This is a genomic window from Pricia antarctica (assembly GCF_900101815.1).
GTDB classification, from domain to species: domain Bacteria; phylum Bacteroidota; class Bacteroidia; order Flavobacteriales; family Flavobacteriaceae; genus Pricia; species Pricia antarctica.
On record NZ_FNAO01000010.1, the window covers coordinates 1 to 22,891 of the forward strand.

Annotated in this window: 19 protein-coding genes; 16 read left to right on the forward strand and 3 right to left on the reverse strand. The window is 40.3% G+C overall.

Translation table 11 applies throughout. The annotated features are described in order from the left end of the window. Positions 1-108: 108 nt before the first annotated feature. The 3 genes from BLT07_RS18085 to BLT07_RS18100 form a co-directional block, all read right to left on the reverse strand. A complete protein-coding gene (locus tag BLT07_RS18085) occupies positions 109-2,415 on the reverse strand; it encodes a relaxase/mobilization nuclease domain-containing protein (protein ID WP_091873086.1) in 2,307 nt (768 codons plus the stop codon). Further along, positions 2,412-2,798 carry a hypothetical protein gene (locus BLT07_RS18090; protein WP_091873089.1) on the reverse strand — a complete coding sequence of 129 codons (387 nt, stop codon included), beginning with the start codon at positions 2,796-2,798 and terminating at the stop codon, positions 2,412-2,414. The genes BLT07_RS18085 and BLT07_RS18090 overlap by 4 nt, the downstream gene beginning before the upstream one ends. A 549-nt stretch (positions 2,799-3,347) precedes the next feature. Next, complete coding sequence (locus tag BLT07_RS18100) at positions 3,348-3,629, reverse strand: helix-turn-helix domain-containing protein (protein ID WP_091873097.1); 282 nt, start codon at positions 3,627-3,629, stop codon at positions 3,348-3,350. 182 nt (positions 3,630-3,811) lie between these two features. Between BLT07_RS18100 and BLT07_RS21095 the strand changes: the two genes are divergently transcribed. From BLT07_RS21095 to BLT07_RS18165, 16 genes are all read left to right on the forward strand, one after another. After that, the gene (locus BLT07_RS21095) at positions 3,812-3,982 is read left to right on the forward strand and encodes a hypothetical protein (RefSeq protein ID WP_175455363.1); all 171 of its coding nucleotides are present in this window, start codon (positions 3,812-3,814) and stop codon (positions 3,980-3,982) included. 5 nt (positions 3,983-3,987) lie between these two features. Beyond that, positions 3,988-5,469 (forward strand): Fic family protein, encoded by a 1,482-nt coding sequence (locus tag BLT07_RS18105; RefSeq protein WP_091873099.1) that lies wholly within the window; start codon positions 3,988-3,990, stop codon positions 5,467-5,469. A gap of 274 nt (positions 5,470-5,743) precedes the next feature. Next, entirely contained in the window at positions 5,744-5,995 is a 252-nt protein-coding gene (locus BLT07_RS21460) for a hypothetical protein (protein WP_245726595.1), read from the forward strand. A gap of 3 nt (positions 5,996-5,998) precedes the next feature. After that, positions 5,999-6,607: a hypothetical protein gene (locus BLT07_RS21465; RefSeq protein ID WP_245726596.1), complete on the forward strand. Its 609-nt coding sequence runs from the start codon at positions 5,999-6,001 to the stop codon at positions 6,605-6,607. Between the two features lie 5 nt (positions 6,608-6,612). After that, on the forward strand, positions 6,613-7,302 hold the full coding sequence (prs, locus tag BLT07_RS18115; RefSeq protein WP_091873101.1) for a ribose-phosphate diphosphokinase: 690 nt from the start codon (positions 6,613-6,615) through the stop codon (positions 7,300-7,302). Positions 7,303-7,669: 367 nt separating this feature from the next. After that, the gene (locus tag BLT07_RS18120) at positions 7,670-8,374 is read left to right on the forward strand and encodes a DUF1003 domain-containing protein (RefSeq protein WP_091873105.1); all 705 of its coding nucleotides are present in this window, start codon (positions 7,670-7,672) and stop codon (positions 8,372-8,374) included. Positions 8,375-8,621: 247 nt separating this feature from the next. After that, positions 8,622-9,035: a hypothetical protein gene (locus tag BLT07_RS18125; protein WP_091873110.1), complete on the forward strand. Its 414-nt coding sequence runs from the start codon at positions 8,622-8,624 to the stop codon at positions 9,033-9,035. 2 nt (positions 9,036-9,037) lie between these two features. Next, positions 9,038-10,309, forward strand: coding sequence for an NAD(P)/FAD-dependent oxidoreductase (locus BLT07_RS18130; protein ID WP_091873115.1), 1,272 nt, complete (start codon positions 9,038-9,040; stop codon positions 10,307-10,309). Between the two features lie 32 nt (positions 10,310-10,341). Next, positions 10,342-10,551, forward strand: coding sequence for a YgaP family membrane protein (locus BLT07_RS18135; RefSeq protein WP_091873119.1), 210 nt, complete (start codon positions 10,342-10,344; stop codon positions 10,549-10,551). A gap of 191 nt (positions 10,552-10,742) precedes the next feature. After that, positions 10,743-10,916 carry a hypothetical protein gene (locus BLT07_RS21100; RefSeq protein ID WP_175455362.1) on the forward strand — a complete coding sequence of 58 codons (174 nt, stop codon included), beginning with the start codon at positions 10,743-10,745 and terminating at the stop codon, positions 10,914-10,916. Positions 10,917-10,942: 26 nt separating this feature from the next. Next, positions 10,943-11,329, forward strand: coding sequence for a hypothetical protein (locus tag BLT07_RS18140; RefSeq protein ID WP_091873123.1), 387 nt, complete (start codon positions 10,943-10,945; stop codon positions 11,327-11,329). 94 nt (positions 11,330-11,423) lie between these two features. Further along, the gene (locus tag BLT07_RS18145; protein ID WP_091873126.1) at positions 11,424-12,110 is read left to right on the forward strand and encodes a type 1 glutamine amidotransferase domain-containing protein; all 687 of its coding nucleotides are present in this window, start codon (positions 11,424-11,426) and stop codon (positions 12,108-12,110) included. A gap of 453 nt (positions 12,111-12,563) precedes the next feature. Beyond that, a complete protein-coding gene (gene glgP, locus BLT07_RS18150; RefSeq protein WP_091873129.1) occupies positions 12,564-15,098 on the forward strand; it encodes an alpha-glucan family phosphorylase in 2,535 nt (844 codons plus the stop codon). Between the two features lie 727 nt (positions 15,099-15,825). After that, complete coding sequence (locus BLT07_RS18155) at positions 15,826-18,819, forward strand: SusC/RagA family TonB-linked outer membrane protein (protein WP_091873133.1); 2,994 nt, start codon at positions 15,826-15,828, stop codon at positions 18,817-18,819. Between the two features lie 17 nt (positions 18,820-18,836). Next, positions 18,837-20,321, forward strand: a complete 1,485-nt coding sequence (locus BLT07_RS18160) for a RagB/SusD family nutrient uptake outer membrane protein (RefSeq protein WP_091873137.1) — start codon at positions 18,837-18,839, stop codon at positions 20,319-20,321. A 350-nt stretch (positions 20,322-20,671) separates the two neighbouring features. Continuing rightward, complete coding sequence (locus tag BLT07_RS18165; RefSeq protein ID WP_091873434.1) at positions 20,672-22,846, forward strand: alpha-glucuronidase family glycosyl hydrolase; 2,175 nt, start codon at positions 20,672-20,674, stop codon at positions 22,844-22,846. Positions 22,847-22,891: the final 45 nt, after the last annotated feature.

Sequence of the window (22,891 nt, forward strand, 5' to 3'; positions counted from 1 at the left end):
TTCTCGAATTCCGTTTGTTCTTCTTTTCTCATGGTTCTGTCTGAATAAAATTAATGATTAAAATTTATTTCAGACAGAGTTCAGTTTACACTCTCCCCTAATTTGGATTTATATCGAAAGTCCCCTACCCTTGTATTTCGACCAATCCGTAAACTCGTCCTTGAACCCATTATAGACCTCTTCTGACTTCTTGCGGCTACTCCCTAATAAAGCACTGACGGCATACACGCCTTTCCGCAGCAAGCGGTTTTGTTGGATGCTAGTTCTTCGTTCGGATACTTCAACAATACTTTTCCGAAGCCCATTGTCCATGTGGTGTTGCACCATCTCCTTATGTAGGTTCGGATAGGCTTTTTCATTGGTCAACATAAACGCCACCTTGTCGTACATCCCTCTTTCCATTAAATGTCCTACCCATAGGTTTTTAAGGTTGTTCCTGCCCTGTTCAGCAAGGTTGTTGATGACGGGGTATTGTTTCTTTAATGTTGTTGTTACATCGGGAATTGAACCCAAATATTGGCTCGTCCTTTTTGGTAACGGGCAACTTGTTTTGTTGTCCGTGTAGATGGATTTGACCTCGAAGCCCTCCTCCCCTTTTACAAAATAGAACCCCTTAGCATTAAATAAGGCGATATAGTCCTTCGCGGATTTTTCAAAGGGGGTGTGCATCCGCTCGGCATTTTTTACGTAGGAACCCAAGGCGACACTTTCATATTGTTTTTTGTAAACAGCGTTCATTTTTTCGTAGAGCTTAGGAAAAATCATCGGCAGGAAAATGGCCGATGCCGTTAGCTTGGGACTATTTTCGGAAGACTGTTCTGTCAACATTTCCAGCATCAAATGGTTTTGACGCACGAAACCCGAGGACACATAGCTCTCCATGGCGTCGGGAAAAGGCAGTTTGTCCAACTTTACGGGTACGGTATGCTTGTGCGATTGGGCAAAGGACAATTGGTTATCATGATACTTCACCCCCAATGATTGGAACAAAAGACGGACGCTCCCCTGTTTCGTGCCGACATTGAAAACATCTTTTTTCAATACGTCGCGGATGAGTTTGAATTTATTTTCCAAGGTTTCCTTTTCCTTTCTGATTTCCAGTTGGTACAGCCGTTCCTTTACAATAGGGAATTGTTTTTTGATTGTTTCCCTGAACAGTACTTTTCGGTTATTTTGGATATAACGGTCAAGAAATAAATAGTTTTTGGATGCCGTTAGGTCAGTGAGAATATCCCCGAGGTTTTTGGTCCTGATATGTTCCGAAAGCAGTCCATCCTGTTTGGGGGATTTCAGATAGGATGTCCGGAATGCCTCTCTTATCATTTTTTGGATCTCGAGTTTGAACTGCTTACTTTCGGTATCGATTTCCGTGGGTCGGTCGCCATTGCTGAAAATGTCCAAACGGTTTTGCATCCGGATTATCGGGCTTAGCTCCCTTTCCCGGAACACATATCTCGATTTGTCATAAATCGTGTATCCCAAGATGGTATCCTCTTTTTTGTCCAGTTTTATATCGATGTCCTGATACTCCTTTAGGACTTCCTCAAGGTCGTGCGGACGGATAGTCTTGAAAAGGGCGTAGGTAGTCTCTATTTGTTTCAACAGGCGTTTCCGGTGCATCGGCAACAACTTCGATTTGGAATGTGTATCGAAGACCTTTTGCAGTTTGGGGCCGCTCAACCCTCGGTGTACGGTCGAACCGTTGATGAACCGGGTTCGGTAACCTTTTTGGTTGTTCAAACCGTAGGCAACACCGATTCTACCCGTTTCGTTCTTGGTGGTTCTCAGTTCGATATGATAGGGCCTGACCAGTTTTGCCAGTTCTTCGAAACTCCTCACCTTGTATTTTTGGTTGATGCCGTTCAGCACATCCTGTAGATAAAACTTCGTGCCTTGGGTGGCCTCCATACCGAACTGTAGTTCGGGCAACCTGTATAAGGGGAGTTGCCTTTCCTGTTTTGTTTTTGGCGATGGGGATGGGGCTAGGCCATACTTTTTTTCGAGATGTTGGTGCGTTGCGATGTTCCTGCGGTAACTGTTAAAGATTCCGAGCACTTTTCCATCTTCCTTTACGTTGGTCGTTACTATATGGACGTGCTCGTGTTTGGTGTCGGTATGCCTGACCACGACATAGGGCTGTTCCCCATAACCCATGTTGTCCATATATTCTTTGGAGATTTTTAGGAAAGTACCGTCATCAAGGTGTTCCCCGTGCGGAAGGTTCAGGCTGATATGGGCATAGCGGTTATTGGTGGCGTTGCGCTGTCCCTGAAAATGCAGTACGCTGCCGAAGAACTTTGGCGATATGCCTTGGGAAAATGTATTGCCGTAACCGAGTATCCGCATACCTTCCTTCCCGAAGACATAGTTCAATGTCCCCCTACAGGTTTCGCCATAAACTAGCTGTCCTATCATATTGATCGTTCTTCCATCATAATCTTTATGAGCGCGTTCAGCAGTTCGTTCGTTTTTAGTATCTCGTTCTCCAAACTGCTGTTCGGACTTCTAAGGTTCTTATGGTGTGCGATCTTGACCAGTTGGTTGATGTTATTGCCGATCCTGTTGATGTTGTAGGCAAGGTTCGAGGGGTCGGGGAGCCTGTCCTTTTCTTCGGATTCCTTGTTCAACACCAATCTTCTTAGAAGGGGACTTATAACTCCCCTTTCGGAAATATCCAGATCAAAGGATTCGCAGATTTTTCCCAATCTTTCGTAGTCCGTATTGTTGAACCGCAGCATTACGTTATGGTACCGCTTCTTGTTTCCCAATCGTTTTCGGCCTCTTTTCCGTTGTTCCATTTACGTTGCTTTTTAAGCAAAACACTTCGCCAGAAGTAGACAATTCTAAGTAACTTAGAATCAAGCTTGCTATCCGTTTCACGGATAAATATAGGTAATCATATTTGAATATAAATAACTTATTATCAGCATTTTAAGTCTTAACACCATATGGGACCATGTGAGACTATATGGATACAAATAGGATATTTATCTGGTCCTATTTGGTGTTAAGGAATCATGGAAATATCATTTTTTTTGTGGGTAGGGGGAGAAAAAGGGCAAGCGGCATTTCCGCCGCTTGCGTTTTGAGCGGTTCCGAGGGGGTCGAAAAACGTAGCCGGAAAGACGACCGAAAGCGGGCGGGCGAAGGTCGCCCGCTCGGGAGGAATGGAGGCGGAGGTTTTTCGACTTCCGCAGGAACATGGCCGAACACATCGATAGCCAACTCTAAGATTTATAGTGCTGTTTTCCTTAGGGATAGACCTATTTTTTTGGGGTCTGTACTGGAATAGAATGGGGAAAGGGTATGGTACGAAGATTTTGAAATCCGGTCGTAAAAAGAAGATATTACTTGTCATCAAAAGTCTCTATGGCGTGTGCCTCAAGATATTCGTTGATGGAGTCCCGGTCATAGACGATGTGCTTTCTTTCGGGCTTTGAGAATCTGATTTTGCCTTCGTCCCGCAATTTCTGTAAGGTGGTAGGCGATTTTATCCTTAGCAACCGCATCGCTTCCTTTTTGCCGACCCACTTATCTCGGATAACTGATTCCATTTGGGATTTGACATACTTTATTACCCCATCTATTAGGGTGTGAAAAGCGTCTTCCTCGATACAGATTACGTTCATAATTGCACCAATATAGTAAAAGGTTTCGGGTATTTCCGAATTTGAAAACACATGAAACTACATGAAAAGGAATTGCGCGATGATGACGCTTAAGATGGGAACTTTAGACAAAAAAAAAGAAAGACTGGCACAAGTTCGACCAGACCAGTTGTCTGATTAGGTATCGCAAATTGTAATCTCATATGCTTTTAATGGAAAACATTTTTCAAAAAGCAGGCTATGCTGGAAAGTATTTTGCTCAAAAGAAGGGGTTAGGGTTTAATTGGAAAACCACAAAAAGAATTATAATAGAAAATATTTTACTTAAAACAAATTATATTAGAAAATATTTTGCAATTTTGCTTTTAATTTAGTTATAGTGGAAAAAAATACGCCTTTACATCTGCAAGAGATCATCTATGGTTCGCCGGACTCGGTAACTTCCCGTAGGATATCGAAATGGGAGGACGAAGGTATCGTACGCAAAATTGCCCCAAGAATCTATACCTCGAACCTTCAGGAAACTCCGGCAGCTATTATACGCCGTAATCTATTTCCAATTCTTGGGAATTTATATCCACAGGCTATTTTAAGCCATCGATCCGCTTTCGAGTTCGCTCCAACGGCAAACGACCAAATCTTCGTGACCTATAAATACACTAAAAAAATACAGCTTCCGGGTATAACCATACGTTTTATGGAAGGCTCAAAAGCAATCGAGGGCGACACTTCTTTCTCGGGGGCTTTAATGGTTTCGCAACGGGAACGCGCCTTGCTCGAAAACCTACAGGTTTCACGACAGACCGGTGCCGATTCCAAAACCCTTGCCTATCCCCAGATTGAGGAAAAACTGGAAAAGATAGTGCGCGTAAATGGAGAAGCGGAACTCAACCAGGTACGCGATCGTGCAAGGGATATTTCCAAAGAACTAGGAATGGAAAAGGAGTTCGAAAAGCTTAACAAAATCATAAGTGCCCTTTTGACCATTCGACCGGCAAAAGAATTGAAATCTCCCCTAGCGACAGCACGGGCAATCGGCAATCCGTTCGACCCGGCCCGTATACAATTATTCGAGCTGCTTTTTCGGGAGCTGAAACAACAAGAGTTCAGATACCGTGAGGAACAGAATACGAGTACGGAAGCCTATCGGAATTTTGGGTTCTATGAAAGTTACTTTTCCAACTATATCGAAGGAACGGTTTTTGAAATCAATGAAGCAAAGCAAGTAATCGCTACGCAACAGCCCTTACCTGCACGAAACGAAGATTCCCATGATGTGCTGGGAACATATCAATTGGTTTCTAACAAGCGGGAAATGAAAATAGTTTCGTACTCCGCTGAGAATTTTTTGGAAATTCTTCAGTATCGCCATGCTATCCTACTCAGCGCGCGCACCGATAAAAAACCAGGAAAATTCAAGGACAAGAACAATCAGGCAGGGTATACTTCCTTCGTGGATATGGAACTGGTACGAGGCACATTGTTACAAAGCTTTGACTTTTATAAGGCATTGACACATCCTTTTGCTAAAGCGGCCTATATGATGTTCGTCGTAAGCGAAGTACATCCTTTTTTGGATGGCAATGGCCGTATCGCGCGCGTCATGATGAACGCCGAACTATCGACCGCCGATCAGACTAAAATAATTGTCCCCACCGTTTATCGTGAAGATTATTTAGGAGGGCTTCGTAGATTGACAACAGACAACGACCCTAAAGTCTATATCAGAATGTTGGAACGCGCCCAAGCATTTAGCCATACGCTTTTGGGAAACGACATGGAGGCGATGGAAGTTGTTTTACGGGCAAGCAAAGCCTTTACCGAAAGCAATGAAGGGGTTTTGAAAATCGTCGATTCATAATAGAATTTGGCTATTCTAAATTCGGAAAATCCCGAAAAGTGTGGGCAGCTAAACGCACGCGGTCAATTCTTCTTCGGTCGCTTGGTTTTTTGTCATCAAACTTAAAACGGAAATTCCGAACAAAAAGAGAGGGACTTTAGAAAACCTAAGGGTCAAAATTTATAACCATAAGTTAGATTACACCGCTTATCAAGAAATCATCACAGACATAGTCAAAGGAGATTATTCCAATATTCATTTATCAGCCTTTATTACGGCATGAGCGAGCGATAGGATGGATATCAATGAAATTGCAACGGATGTAATACTTTCCTCGGAACAAATAAAGAGGGTCTTCAACAAAGAAGACGGATGCTTTGTATGTGGCGACGCGGAACGTTTGTCCCCTGCGGATGATATCCTGATAAAGGTTGAAAAAGCCTTGGATATTGATAGTGAAGGACAACTTATCGCATCGGTCTTATCCAAGAAAGCGGCGGCAGGTTCAAACCATGTCATCATAGATATGCCAGTTGGGGAGACCTAAAAAGTGCGCAGTAAGGAAACCGCTGAAAAGCTAAAAGAACACATCGAAGTAGTGGGTGAAAAAATAGGTCTAAAAACATCGGTGGTCATAACCGATGGTACACAACCAGTTGGAAATGGCATTGGGCCCGTATTGGAAGCGATAGAAGTGTTGCATATTTTACGTGGGGATACAAAAGCTCCGGTAGACCTAAAGGAAAGGGCCTTACTGCTTGCGGGGAGACTATTGATATTTTCGGGAAAAGTTGCCGAAGGAAATGGAAATGAGACCGCTCGGGAACTCTTGGAATCTGGCAAGGTTTACAAAAAATTCATGGCCATTTGTAAAGCCCAAGGAAGATTTACAGAATCTAAGATCGCTGCATATAGCGACAAAGTACGTTCGGAAAATAAGGATACGCTCGTGCGAATAGACGATAGGAAAATTGCAAAGTTGGCCAAATTGTCCGGAGCGCCCGAATTCAAGGCGGCAGGAATACTATTGAATGTTCATTTGGGCGAAACCTTAAAGAAAGGCCACCTTTTATATACGGTCTATGCCGAAGCGGAGGGAGAACTAATCTATGCGATGGACTATTTGAAGGCTCATAAAGATGTGATGACCATAATCTAGATAGAATGAAAAACTTAGTTTTTTTTAGTCTACAGGGAAATGAAAAATTGAGTGACCGATTGGCCCTAAAAATGGGTGCCCAAAAGGGAAAGGCCACTTGTCGAAAGTTCCCGGACGGAGAGTCTTATATTCGGATTCATTCCCATATCAAGGACAAATCTGTTGTATTGGTCTGTACCCTTTACCGACCCGATGAACAGTTTCTGCTACTTTACTTTTTATGCCAAACGGCCAAGTCTTTGGGTGCTAAAATTGTATGTTTGGCGGTACCTTATCTGGCCTATATGAGGCAAGACAAAGCCTTTAACCAGGGTGAAGGGATCACTGCACTGTATTTTGGCAAACTCATTTCCCAGTCTGTCGATAGCATCATAACCATTGACCCCCATCTTCATAGAATAAGTTCACTTTCACAGGTGTACCAGATTCCGAATATTGTCATTCTTGCAGGTAAGGAAATTTCCGAATGGATTTTGCAAAATGTTGATCATCCAGTGCTCATTGGTCCGGATGCGGAAAGCAAGCAATGGGTGTCAGATGAAGCGAGAAAAACCAAGGCCCCTTACCTTGTACTTCAAAAAATAAAATCGGGCGACAATGAAGTAAAAGTCTCCATCCCAAAAGTTGGGCAATTAAATCTTTACCCCATACCTATAGCCCAGAGGTTTTCTGGTCAGATATTCCAAAAACCATAGGGCAGATTGAAAAAATCTTAAGAGTAGCGGTATTCTCACTACCGCTTGTTATGCGCTTTTCGCTGAACACAAAACTACAGTTAACTGGACTTGCTCTTTATATGGTAGGACTAGTGCTATATTTTTTATCATGGCTCTTGCAAAGGTATTTTCCAGAATTAGATTGGAGCAAGAGTGTATTTGGGTTTATCGCACCTGCTTACACGACGCTAATCTGGTTTGTAGGAATTGGTTTTGTTGGTAATAAGACGTTTGTGAAAATTCCATATATATCTTTACTCTATATTCTAATTTCGGTATGTTTGGTGGTAGTTCATACCTTACGCGCCTACAAAGTCTACCATAAAATATAGCAACTCATTTTATCATGGAAAAAGAAATCTGCTTTATCACAAATAAGGAAATGCCATTGGATGAATTGGTGGCCGGCACCTCTATTACCACCCAAGTCGTAAAATTGATCAAACAGGAACATCCCGGATTTACAACGGATAAATTCATTTCAAGGGATGCTTTAAGTCATTACAGGAAAAAGTATTTGGAAGGTCTGATAAAAACAGAACATAAAGATTTGTCCAAACTGGATAAAGAAGTCCATAAGGCTATAGAAAACAATCAATTGCTGTCTGAGAATATTGAACCCGAAATGGCATCGGAACTCACCGTGGGTCAAAAATTGGCAGATAAGATAGCCAGCTTCGGCGGTAGTTGGACGTTCATTATAATTTTCTTTTCATTCTTGTTTGTATGGATGATTGTCAACATTTGGTTACTGGCCACCAAACCTTTTGACCCCTACCCCTTCATCTTACTCAATTTGATTCTATCTTGTTTGGCAGCGATTCAAGCACCTATCATCATGATGAGCCAAAACAGAAAGGAACAGAAAGACCGTTCAAGAAGTGAACATGACTATCAGGTGAATTTAAAGGCCGAACTAGAAATCCGATTATTGCACGAGAAATTGGATCATCTTATGATTCATCAAAATCAAAGATTGCTCGACATTCAAGAGTTACAACTGGATTATCTGGAAGATTTAGTAAAGAAATATGGTACTCCAAAAAAGTGAAATTAGTATTTCAAGGTCATTAAATATTCCCCAAAAGAAAATTACCGGTAAACCTATTCATTCCCGTATGGCTAGGGATATTATATATGTCTTAGTTCTGTTTTAAATGCCAGAATTGCTTTTTGAAATATATTAAAAAGGGAGTAATCCTTGACAAAATCTGCTATTGCTAACTGACATAGGTCATTTTGGACCGCTATCACTTCATTTAACTTTGATTGAACATTTTAATTGAAAGAATTTGAAAATGAAAAAATCAGCAATAGCATTTACAATACTATTTATGTTGATATTGAATGGCTGTAATCAGAATCCCGATGTAAACGTTTTACTTCAAAATGTAGAAACAAGAAACGCAATTTTTAAAGCATTAGAAGACAATAAGGATTACATGACAGCATTCATGGGAGAAATGCAAACCAACGAAAATGCCATGCAAATGATGCAAGGTGGAGGTATGGAAATAATGATGAACGATAGTACCCTAATGAAAAATATGATACATAACATGATGGGACATAAAGGTATGAAACATGCGATGATGCAGCAAATGATGAATGATAGTACAAGCATGAATGGGATGATGCAAATGCACAAAAATGGCATGATGAGCAATGAGTGCATGCAATCCTGTATGAAGATGATGAATAAAAAGAAATGAAAATGAAAGCAAAACCAAACGTACTGGTTCTAGGATGCAATTTTGCAGGACTAACAGTAGCAAGATACTTGCACCACGAGGCTAAAGACGCTATTAAGATTACCGTAATAGATCGAAAGAATTATGTGAATTTTATACCCAATATTCCTATTGAGGTATTCAATAATAACGATCCTGCGGATAATTTAGAATTTTCATTTTTAAAATTTTTGAAAAAAGATGGTACTTCATTTATTCAAGCTGAAATAGAAGAAATTGATGCCGCGAACAAAAAAGTATATTTCACACCCAACGAAAGAAATGGTTCTGCAAAAGAATCTATTAGCTATGATTATTTGGTTGTAGCTGTAGGGTGTAAGTTATCATTTGACAAAATTGAAGGTTTCGCTGAATATGGACACACATTTTCAGACACGTACTACGGTAATAAAATCCGTAAGTTTTTACATAACGATTACAAAGGTGGACCAATTGTAATAGGTTCAGATCGCTTTATACAGGGTCAAAGTCCTAAATTACCAAAAATACCAACTGCACTGGCAGCCTGTGAAGGACCACCCGTAGAACTTGCCTTTTCTTTAGCCGATTGGTTAGAACACCATAAATTAGGCGATGCAAAAAAAATAACATTATTTACACCTGCCGAAGTAATAGCAGAAGACGCTGGCAAGAAAATATTAGATCAATTACTGCCCATGGTAACCAAAATGGGTTATGGCTATAAAAACAACACCATTGGTATTAAAAAACTGACTAAGGATGCCATAGAGTTTAAAGACGGAAGCAGTTTAGAAGCAGAATTAAAAATTATTTTTCCTAATTGGGAGCCGCATCATTTTTTAAAAAACCAACCTTTTACCGATGACCAAGGTTTTGTGATTACCGATTTTTATATGCGAAATCCAGACTATCCTGAAATTTTTGCAGTGGGAGATGCAGCAGCGGTAACAGTTCCAAAATTAGGTTCTTTAGGTCATATGGAAGCAGAAATTGCTGCAAAAGTTATTGCCTCTGAAGTTTTGAATACTGAAGATAAAAGCGAAATCAAACCATTATCGCCAATGGTTTTATGTTTTGGTGATATGGGCAATCACAAAGGGTTCTATATGCACACCAACGAATGGTGGGGAGGCGATATTAGCATTCTTAAAATGGGATACACACCATATGTTTTAAAAATGGGATTCAAAAACATGTATTATACCCTTGGCGGAAAAGTACCAAGTTGGGGAATGCCATTATCCGAACTTATTGGCGATCACACTCTAATATAACTAAATCCATTATTAATTTAAAATTAAACACGATGAAAAGAAACATGGGATCAACAGACAAAGTGGTGAGAATTCTTGCGGCAGTAATAATTGCAGCTTTATACTACGCAGATTATATTTCCGGAACGGTAGCCACCATACTTTTAGTAATAGCTGGGATATTTATTGTGACCAGTTTCATTAGTGTTTGTCCCCTGTATCTTCCTTTTGGGATTTCTACCAGAAAGAAGGTAACGCAATAAAAATCGATAGGCTATTAATATGGATAAATATTACAAGGCTTAATCGGTTTGAGGAGGTATTTATACAGCGAAAATAAACGCCATATGTAGTTAAAACGGTTATTTAACTCTAGATGCTAAAGAGCGTAACTGTCAAATGGTTTTTTCGAATTTGTTGTGGCCCACACCTTTGTATAAAATGTAAAATTGGGATGTTCAATACTATGGCCTTCCACGTTCACGACTCCTTGAGCGAGCGCTACCCCGGAGAAGTTACAGAGGCCATCGGCGTAGCGATGATGATGGGCGGCGGAGCTTCGGTCACGTATGGCTGTGAAGCTTTGGAGGCGTTAAATCAATTTTTAGCTTTAGAAAAGAATAAATAAACACATTTGACCTTAAAATACCCCTTATGAAAAAAGAAATCATCAATAATTCAGACCTGCATTTTGAGCATACGCAATGGCGAAGTGAGCTCTTATTTTGGGAAGACGAATTAAAAACATTTAATAACCGTTTGGAGGAACTTGTTATACGCTGGACAAACAAAGATGTATTGGCGCAGTTAGAACATTTTCAAAATCAATTTATTCGTCACGGTGAAGTTATTGACACCTTGCAACACGATATTAATGTACACGAGACCAATATGGCGGCTCATAATGAAAAGGGTGAAGATGTCATTAATGTACTATTGGCGAAAAACCATATAGCCTTTAGGGAGCGTATGGAAACACAAAGAAAGATTTACGGCGATTTGAAAAAAGAATTTTACCGTTTTCTTTCAAGATTTATGTAGAAAGTGACTCATTTGATGTTTCTGGATTTTTCTAATCAAATGATTGATTTGAGTACAAAAATCAAGAAAAAAATAATTGTGAAAATTTAATAAAATGAAAGTACTAATAGTATTAACATCCCACAACACATTGGGGACTACAGGAGAAAAAACCGGTTTTTGGATCGAAGAATTCGCATCGCCTTATTATGTATTGTCTGATAGTGGCGCAGAAATAACGATTGCATCCCCGAAAGGCGGCCAGCCACCTGTAGATCCAAAAAGCGAATCGAAAGATGCTCAAACGCCTTTCACAGAACGATTTTATAAAGACAATGTTGCAATTGACAAAGTAGCACATTCCTTTAAGCTCAGCGATATAAAGGAAGATGATTTTGATGCAGTTTTTTATCCTGGTGGACATGGGCCCTTATGGGATTTAGCAATTGATAAAACATCTATCAAATTAATTGAAGCATTTTATACTCATCAAAAGCCAATCGCTTTTGTATGTCATGCACCTGCAGCGTTGGTTAACGTAAAAGCGGTCAACGGAGAACCACTTGTAAAAGGCAAACAGATAACGGGTTTTTCAAATACAGAAGAAGAAGCAGTTCAATTAACAGACGTGGTGCCCTTTTTACTGGAAGATGAACTCACAAAGCATGGTGCTCATTATACCAAAGGAGCTGATTGGGCTTCTTATGTAAAACAAGACGGGTTATTAATTACAGGTCAAAATCCGGGCTCCTCAGAGGCAGCGGCCCAATTACTATTAAAAGCACTCAAAGGAAAAAAATAGTGACTGCAACAACCCCAACGCCATAACCTACATCTTTTAGCGCTATCGGTTCAAAGCGCGTGAACGAAATACTGGTTGGCGCATCGATTACTTTTTAGTCAGTTCCAGAAGAGCCTCTTTAAACGCCCCTGGGGGGGTCGAGGTAAAAAACGAACTTAGAGTGGACTTTGACACAATCTACCGTATGCAAGAGGACATACAAAGAACCAGGATAAGTTATAGCTCAAAGATTGGACCTACCTGCAATCAGCTGATCATTTTCTATATATGAACAATAAAAGTGAAGCAGGCAGCAATTGGCACAACCCCTGCGAAGGGCCCTATGAAGCGTTTATGAAATACATAAACGTGCTTTCAGATTTTCAGATAAGACTCCAGGATAAAACTAAAACAACATCAGCAAGAAAAAAGCGTTCGAAAAATACACAAGTTTAAGTATCTAAAAAATAATAAATGAAAGCATCCATTATCAACAATCAAATATATGGTTTCTTGCCGACCGACATCGAAGGGGTCGATACCCTTGCGGAGCTCGCCCTTGACCTGCGATGGTCTTGGAACCATGCCGTAGATGAAATCTGGTACAAGCTAGATCCAGATTTGTGGATGGAAACACATAACCCCTGGGTCGTTTTGCAGAACGTATCCCGTGACCAGCTTAAAAAGCAAATGGACGATCCCGTTTTTAGAAAAAAAATGGACGAAATGATAAAGTTGAAGGAAAAATCAATTTCTGAGCCCGCATGGTTTCAAAAGGCACATCCGAATGCACCACTGAGCTGCATGGCATATTTTAGCATGGAGTTCATGCTCAGCGAGGCGCTACCTATCTATGTAGGTGGGTTGGGAAATGTTGCCGGCGATCAATTAAAATCGGCCAGCGACCTAGGGGTACCTGTAGTAGCCTTGGGATTGCTCTACCAACAAGGTTATTTTAGACAGGTCATAGATCGATATGGCACCCAACAGGCACTTTTTCCATACAACGATCCGGGCCAACTACCCATAAGCCCATTGCGCTTGCCCAATGGCGAGTGGCTAAGATTGGCAATAGACTTATCCGGACATACCGTTTGGCTGCGTACTTGGCAGGTACAGGTGGGTCGTGTAAGGCTTTACCTGATGGACAGTAACGATCCTGCCAACAATCCTGTTCATAGGGGCATAACAAGTGAAACATATGGCGGAGGATCCGACCTTCGTATTCAACAGGAAATTATATTAGGAATCGGGGGATGTAAATTGCTCCAAGCGTTACAAATAGAACCTGAAGTTTACCATATGAACGAAGGCCATGCCGCATTTCTGGTATTGGAGCGCGCCAGTAATTTTATGAAGGCAAAAGGAACATCTTTTGAGGAAGCACTAGCTTGTACAAGGGCAGGCAATATATTTACGACCCATACCGCTGTTGGGGCAGGTTTCGATCATTTTGACCCTTCTTTGATGTGGCAGTTTTTTGGCGCTTATGCCAAGAATGATCTGAACATTGATTTTAATGATCTACTAGCGCTGGGTAGGGAGAATCCTTATAATTCCTCAGAAAGGTTCAATATGGCTTTTTTGGCCATTCGGGGAAGCGGCGCTGTGAACGGGGTAAGTCTTTTGCACGGGGAAGTCAGCCGCCAACTTTTTGCGAGTTTATTTCCACGTTGGCCCAAAAATGAATTACCGATAGGTTCGGTTACCAATGGTGTTCATATGCCAAGCTGGGATTCCGAATTCGCAGATAAAATCTGGACGGAGTCCTGTGGAAAAGAGCGATGGCGCGGAAATCTCGAAACCGTAGGAGATATTTCAGGGGTTTCCGATGCTGACCTGTGGCTACTTCGAAATAATTCCCGAGCCAAATTGGTGGATTATACAAGGCAAAGATTTACAAAACAAATGAAGGCCGCTTCGGAATGGCCCGAAGTTGCCGAAATAGCAACTAACCTATTTGATTCAAATACTTTGACCTTAGGTTTCGCCAGACGTTTTGTCCCCTACAAAAGGCCAAATCTGCTTTTGTACGATGCGGAACGGTTTATTCGAATATTGACTAATCCTGAGCGCCCCGTACAGCTTATCATTGCGGGAAAATCGCCACCTTTCGATGAATCGGGGAAAGCATTGATACGGCAATGGGTGCAGTTCATCCAACAGCATAATTTATACCATCATGTGATTTTTTTAAGTGATTACGATATGTTATTGACAGAACATCTAGTACAAGGTGCAGATGTATGGGTCAACACCCCTAGGCGCCCTTGGGAGGCATGTGGCACAAGTGGTATGAAAGTGCTTGTCAACGGAGGTATCAATTTATCGGAATTGGATGGTTGGTGGGCCGAAGCTTACACTCCCGAAGTAGGATGGGCATTGGGCGATACCTACGAACATGGTAACGAGCCTAATTGGGATGCGATGGAGGCCGATGCACTATACCGGATACTTGAACAAGAGGTCGTACCCACATTTTATACCCGCAATGAAGATGGAATCCCCGAGCAGTGGGTAGCAAAAATACGGAACAGTATGTCAACATTAACGCCCAGGTTTTCGGCTAACCGTGCCGTACGGGAATACACAGAGAAGTATTACCTGCCTGCAGCCGTCAACTATCTAAAAAGAGCCACTAAAAATGGCAGTGTAGGGAAGAGAATTGTTAGCACTAAAAATGATTTGAGGAACAAATGGAACGGTATCTCTTTGGGGGAAACCACCATTGATCACGTCGAAGGTGGTTTTCAGTATAATATATCAATATCCCTGAATGCTGTAGACCCGAATACTATTTTGATTCAACTTTTCGCAAATGGATTGAATGGAGAGCTACCGGAGATTGTAGAAATGGAGGTCGGGGAGGAACAAAAAGTGGGAGTATTTAGGTGTCACGCCCATGTGAACTCAAAGCGACCCGACAGCGATTATACAGTGCGAATTATTCCGAATTACGAAGGTATTTCAGTACCCCTGGAAGACAATCAGATACGATGGCAACATTGAATTGGCGGAATTCTAGGTTTATATAAACGACGCTAACGTAGGTAATAGATTAAGTATAAATAATTTGAATGGGATGAAAGTTTAAAAACAAACCGATGTATTGCCATTCTGAAAAAGAATTACATTCGCCGGTTGGGTTATATTTCAAAAATAACCCGTCATTCCTGTCAGATGGGGAACACCCGATGACGCGTTATGTGTGGTTTGTGGTTAATGTCGGGCAGTAACATTCAAAACCATCTAGTTTTCATTTATTCTGAAATCATAGCTTCTATAAGCCAGCGATAACCTAGGGGTTTTGAAAATCATTGTGGTCTAAATTGTAAAAGTTCTATTATTTAATGCTAACTGTGAAAAGGGTATCCTAAAGGGTTATACTGGATTAACTTATGTTTCACGACACAAATATCAACAAGTCTTTCTTTCAATCCAAAAAAGTTTAAATCACTTGTATTTAAGCACTCACATATTGCAACAATACGCTACATATTTGAAACCAATAAATGCCATTATCAATCTGATAAATCCTATCTTTAAAAAAAATGTGTTCATTAACAAATACAATCTAAAAATATTGTATCCCCAATAATAGCATCCATTTTGCAACAAAATTACTAGAGATCGCTTCATATATTTTATTTCCCTTAAGGGGCTACATTTATATTTGTTATGTTAAATTTTCATAAAAACGACGCTTACAGATAACTACCTAAAAAATTAATTAATTATGAGTAAACTCAAGATTTCATTCATTGTATTTGTTGCAATGTTGGGGCATTTTGCCTATTCGCAAGCTACTACCGTTACCGGTGTTGTGTCTGATGAAGGCGGCACTCCACTACCTGGGGCTTCAGTTGTAGTTTCCGGAACAACAAATGGCACACAAACGGATTTCGATGGAAAGTATACGCTGACAAATGTTGCTTCCAATGCCTCCTTAAGTTTTAGTTATATAGGGTTTGTTGCCCAACAAGTGGCATTAAACGGCAGAAATTCTATTGACATAACGTTACAGGAAGATTTACAAGCCCTTGACGAAGTAGTTGTAGTCGGCTATGGCTCTCAAAGTAGAGCTTCGGTAACCGGTGCAATCTCAAGTGTTAATTCCGAAGAAATTACCGCATTACCCGTCTCAAATGCTACCGAAGCCCTTCAAGGTCGCGCAGCAGGGGTTACGGTAGTGAATACTGGAGCTCCAGGCACTGAGCCATCTATCACCATTAGAGGTTTGGGTACTTTTGGGAACAACAGTCCTTTATTTGTTGTTGATGGAGTTATTGTAGGTAACCTCTCTGGAATTAATCAAAATGATATAGAAAGCATTAATGTTTTAAAGGATGCTTCCACTACTGCAGTGTATGGGGCTCAAGGTTCGAATGGTGTTGTTCTTGTCACCACGAAAAAAGGGAAACCGGGGAAAACTGAATTGTCTTTGAATTTACATAGTGGGTTTCAAATGAATACCCAGCGTTATGACCTTTTAAATACGAATCAATATTTACAATATGCCGATGAAGCGTTTGGTATTGTTCCGAATACTCCTTCATCGTCCTCTGGCAGAAATACAAATTGGCAGAATGAAATTTACAAGACAGGATTGATCAGAAACTATCAGATGGCTGCCTCGGGTGGCGGTGAAAAGAGCAACTTCCGGATTTCGGGTGGCTATTTTGAAAGAGAGGGTATTTTACTGGAAACAGGATTTGAACGATATTCTTTTAGGGCAAATAGTTCTTTTGATTTTGGAAAATTAAAAGTTGGGCAGAACATGTCCGTTAATTTTAACGACATTAACCCAGAGCTTGATGCCGGTGGTCGTTCTGTCTTAGAACACGCCATTAAATCCGCTCCCTACTTGCCCATTTATAATCCAAATAATCTAGGTGGTTTTCAGGGCCCAAACAGTGCCGGTGATGGTCAGGATGCTGAAAATCCAGTCAAAGTTTTACGATTTGGAGAGGCGCAAGATAAATCTTTTGGACTCATCGGTAATGTATATGCGGAATATGAAATTATAGAGGGGCTCACCTATAAAAGTCAGGTCGGTCTAGACTACTTCAATTTTAATAGTAATCGTTTCCTTCCGTCCTATAATACAGATAGTTTTGGCGGTACACACCAACAAACGTTTGCTGCAATAACAAAAAATTCATCTTCTGGGCAAACTATTATTTTCACAAATAGCCTAACCTACAACAAAACATTTGCAGATTTACACAATTTTGAATTTTTACTGTTGACGGAAAAATTTGAAAGCAAAGGAAATGGGGTGAACGCTAACAGTAGAAATGCGGTTTCTAATGATATCAATGAGCTTTCCAATGAGGATTCCAATTTGAACAGTAATTCTTTTGAGTATAACAGACTTGGGTATTTGGGAAGATTGAATTACAACTTTGACGATAAATACATTGCAGCATTTTCCATAAGAAGGGATGCATCTTCAAAATTCGGCGCTAACAACCGTTGGGGCTGGTTCTCTTCATATGCCTTGGGGTGGAACATTGCTAAAGAAAACTTTATGGCAGATACTGCGTTCAGCACTTTTAAATTGCGGGGTAGTTTAGGCTATTCGGGGAATGATAAAATTGCCAATTACTTGTATAGTGCGACATTGGTGAATAATTTTTTATATCCCATTGGAGGTAGTGCAGCAGTTGGCACTACTGCTTTTGGTCTGGCAAATCCTGATTTGAAATGGGAAGAGACCAAACAACAGAACATTGGCTTGGATCTTGGATTATTTGATAACAAGTTTACTGCAGCTCTAGAATATTATGAAAACAGAAGTGATGATCTTTTGATAAGAGTTCCCACACCAACCTCTGCGGGGATCAATGAGGGAAGCCAGGTCAGGAACGTTGGTTCTGTTGAAACGAAAGGATTTGAATTAAGTCTTGGTTTCAATGATTATGAGGGAGATTTTACTTGGTCGGGTAATCTAAACCTCTCCACTAGTAAAAACAAAGCTTTGGCACTAGGTGGCGTAGAGCAGTTGATAGGAGGAGATTTTGAGGCTCAACAGATTACACGGGTCGCTGAAGGAGAATCTTTATTCCATTTCTATGGTTTGGTAACAGATGGTATTTATCAGAACCAAGCTGAAGTAGATGCTGTTTTTACGGCTGATCCTGGACAAACAACCGTTCAGGCAGGAGATATCAGGTTCAAGGATTTGAACAATGATGGAACTATCAATTCAGACGATAGGGCAATCATTGGTAACCCCCTTCCGGAGCTTACTTTCGGTCTTAATTTGGATGCAGAATACAAAAATTTTGATTTTAATTTATTTTTTACAGGTTTGATCGGTAGGGATTTGTACAACACCAACATTTATGATTTAGAAGGTATGCCGAGATTATTTAATTCCGGTGTTGCGGTATTGGACAGATGGACGCCCAGTAATCCTTCAAATACGGTGCCTAGGGCCGGTGGAGCACCACAAAACATTCAATTATCCGATCGTTTCGTAGAAGATGGCTCTTATGGAAGGCTTAAAAATCTGACCATAGGGTATACGTTGCCAGGCGATGCTTTTGGAAAAGATATAATTTCTAAATTTAGGATATATGTCAGTGGTCAAAACCTCATTACCATTACAGACTATTCAGGTTTGGATCCAGAAGTTGGAAATGGGGATTTATTTGAATATGGAATAGACAGAGGGGAGTATCCACAACCGAAAACGTATCTGGTAGGACTTCAAGTAACTTTTTAAAAAATAAAAAAATAGATATGAAAGCGACAAAAATTATTTTTTCCTTTTTACTGTTCAGTGTTACCGTATTGGCAATTAACTCCTGTGGTGACGAAGATTTAGAATTGGTGAACCCCAATGGGTTATCCCCCGAGACATTTTTCAAAACAGAAACCCAGATACAGTCATCGGTAAATGCGGTTTATTCCAATTTACAAACTGGCGGATTGTATTCTAGACACATGTTTTTTTCACAAGATAATATGTCCCATGAAAATTCTGGAAATCCCCAATTGGAAGCTGATAAAAAACAATACATCGATTTTTCTTTTGACTCTAGCCATGGCCCAATTGCAGATTATTGGGAAAGTTGTTTTAGGGGAATCAACAAGGCCAACTTTGTAATTGGCAACGAAGGAATCATAAATGCTATTGATGATGCAACTGTTAGTCCAGAACTAAAAGCTAAATTTATTGGAGAGGCAAAATTTTTGCGTGCTCTTTTTTATTTTTACTTGGTCACTAGATTTGGGGACGTTCCGCTAATCACAGAAATCCCTACTACCACTGAAGGTGTTGCAATTTCTCCAAGCGATGCAATTTATGAGTTAATGATTTCTGATTTGCGAACCGCAGCTTCAACACTGCTTTCAAAAGAGGTAGAAGAGAATGGAAGGGCCACCAAAGAAGCAGCAACAGCACTGCTGGGAAAGGTCTATTTGTTCAGACAACAATACGGACCTGCATTGGAAGAGTTTAAAAAGTTAAGTGGATTTTCTTTAGAGCCTGACTATTTTGATAATTTTAAGGAAGAAACTGAACATGGTATTGAGTCTATTTTCGAAATAGAGTATGACGATGAGTTGGGAACAAGTGCCCAATGGGATTCCCAAGTGACCGGTGCAGGACCAAACGAGGCCACTTTCAGAGGTCAAGAATACGGATTCAATGATTGGTTTAACGTTTACCCATCAGACGACTTACTTGATGAATATGAAGATGGGGACCTAAGGTACCCGGCTACATACTATTCGGTCGGGGATACATTCGCTGGGGGAGTTGTAACAGCAGGTGACTTAACTGCCGGTGAAGAAAGGAGAGCCGGTTGGAAGAAATATCAAAACTATTATAAGGATACCAATGAGGATACCGAATCAGGTATCAATTTCAAATATTTGAGATATGCCGATGTTTTGTTGATGATGGCAGAATGTGAAAATGAAGTTGGCACCCAAGACGCTGCTATAGCATATATTAATAGAGTTAGGGAGAGAGCTGGTTTAGATGATTTACCAAATGGCCTATCTAAAACTGCCGTATTTACAGCGATCGTCCATGAAAGAAAAGTTGAACTAGCCGGTGAACAGGTTAGATTTAATGATATTTTGAGATGGAATCTGGCATCTACCGAATTGGCCGGTACAAACTTCCAAGCCGGTAAAAACGAATTATGGCCAATTCCTGATAGAGAAATCTCATCTAATGAAGCTATTACCTCCGCTGATCAAAATCCTGGATACTAAAAATTTTATTTTGAGTTAGTTTAGTTTAATTTAAGGCAGCATGTGAAAGCATGCTGCCTTTTACATATAAGATTATCCATATGATAAGTCCGCATTTATAAGGGCAGCAAAAATTAATGATTCTTTGCCGTTTCTGAAATGGAATTAACGTAAAGCGTCTCGTACAAATTAATTTTTAGGTAAAGTGCATTCTAGAAATTAGTAAATCACCAGTTGTATTAGTTTTACATAAATGAAAATGTGCTAGGTATATTGCAACATTATCTTTAACCAGGCTATTATAGTTTTAAAACGCCGCTTATCGTAAAAGGCCTTCTATTTTGAAGGTTATCATTTTCAAAAAGTTTAAAATGAATTTAAATAAACTGTTGTTTCTTCTTTATTTTTCGATCTGCCTTAATGCCAATAGTCAGAATTTGGATGGCTATAAGCTTTGGTTAAACTATGATAAAATAGAGGATCCCCAATTAGCATCCGATTATTCGAATCTCGTTCGTTCTATTTATTTATCCAACAGTAGTGATATACTAAAAAATGCCCAAAATGAATTAGGTCGGGCAATACCTCGGTTACTAGAGAAAAATGGGTCTTATACTGCTACTATCCAGCCAGAAAATACATTGATAATAGAACTTTTCGAAAAACTTCCCAGTGATTTAAGATTACAATTAGAAAATGATTTCCGTACTACAAACGATGAAGGCTTTCTTATAAAAACCATTAGTTATAAGAGCAATCCAGTTACGGTTATAAGTGCCAAAAAGGATATTGGAATACTATATGGTGTTTTTAGGTTGCTACATCTGATGCAGACCCACCAAAAGCTAACTACCATTGACTTAATAGATAGTCCAAAGGTGAAACTGAGAATGTTAGACCATTGGGATAATTTAGACCGAACCGTTGAAAGAGGATATGCCGGGTTTTCACTTTGGAACTGGCAAAAACTTCCTGGGTATATTGATCAACGTTATATTGATTACGCGCGGGCAAATGCATCCATAGGTATTAATGCTACTGTGTTAACAAATGTAAATGCCAATGCATTGATACTGAATCCAATGTATTTGGATAAGGTAGAGGCATTGGCCACTATTTTCAGAAGTTACGGCATTCAAGTTTATTTAACCGCAAGGTTTTCTGCCCCAATTGAACTCGGGAACTTAAAAACAGCGGACCCCCTTGATCCAGACGTTCAAAATTGGTGGAAAAACAAAGCTGCTGAAATTTATAAGCGTATTCCAGATTTTGGCGGATTTTTGGTCAAAGCCAATTCAGAAGGACAACCAGGCCCCCAAAATTACGGTCGTAATCACGTTGACGGAGCCAATATGATGGCCACCGCCTTGGAACCTTACGGGGGAATTGTCATTTGGCGTGCTTTTGTTTATTCAGAACATGATGATACGGATAGGGCCAAACAGGCGTATGACGAGTTTTTACCCTATGATGGTAAGTTCATGGACAATGTACTGGTGCAGGTAAAAAACGGACCGATCGATTTTCAACCCAGGGAGCCTTTTCATCCATTGTTCGGGGCTATGAAACAAACGCCATTGGTTATTGAGTTTCAAATCACCCAAGAGTATTTGGGCTTTAGCACCCATTTGGTATTCTTACCCAAGCTTTTTGAGGAAGTTTTAGATGCCGATACTTTTCAAAAAGGAAAAGGTTCTACCGTGTCAAAAGTAATTGACGGTAGTCTATACGGTAATACATTGACGGGTATGGCCGGTGTTGCCAATATTGGTACCGACTTAAATTGGACAGGACATCCGTTTGCCCAAGCAAATTGGTATGGCTTTGGTCGTTTGGCTTGGAATCCGTACTTGAGTGCAGAAACTATAGCCGAGGAATGGTTAAAAGCCACCTACAGTAGTGAGAAAGCATTTGTAGAACCCTTGAAAAAAATGATGATCACCTCTAGGGAAGCGGTTGTCAATTATATGACTCCGTTAGGGCTTCACCATATTTTCGATACCGGGCACCACTACGGTCCAGGCCCATGGGTAGATGATTTGGGTAGACCGGACTGGAATCCAGTATATTATCATAATGCTGATTATAATGGTATTGGTTTTGACCGAACGCCAACGGGTAGTAATGCTACTGAGCAGTATGCAAAAGAACTTGAAACTATATATAATGATACCCGTAAAATTCCTGAAAAATATTTGCTTTGGTTCCATCATTTGCCATGGGATTATAAACTAAAAAACGGGATTGATTTGTGGGATGGTTTGGCCCTTAAATATCAAGAGGGTGTAAATCAAGTAAAGGATATGATCACTACTTGGAAAAATGCCAAACCTTACTTGACCGAAGGTCAATTCAAGGAAATAAATATGTTACTTCAGATTCAACTGAAGGAAGCAGAATGGTGGAGAGATGCCTGTTTACTTTATTTTCAAACCTTTTCACAAAGGCCATTACCAAAGGGTGTTGATAAACCGGCCCACACCTTAGCATACTATCGCTCTCTAAAATTTCCTTTTGCACCGGGTATCCGTCCGCAATGGGACTAAAAATTGAGCTGTTTGTCCTCTTGTGCATTAATGTGGAATACCTAT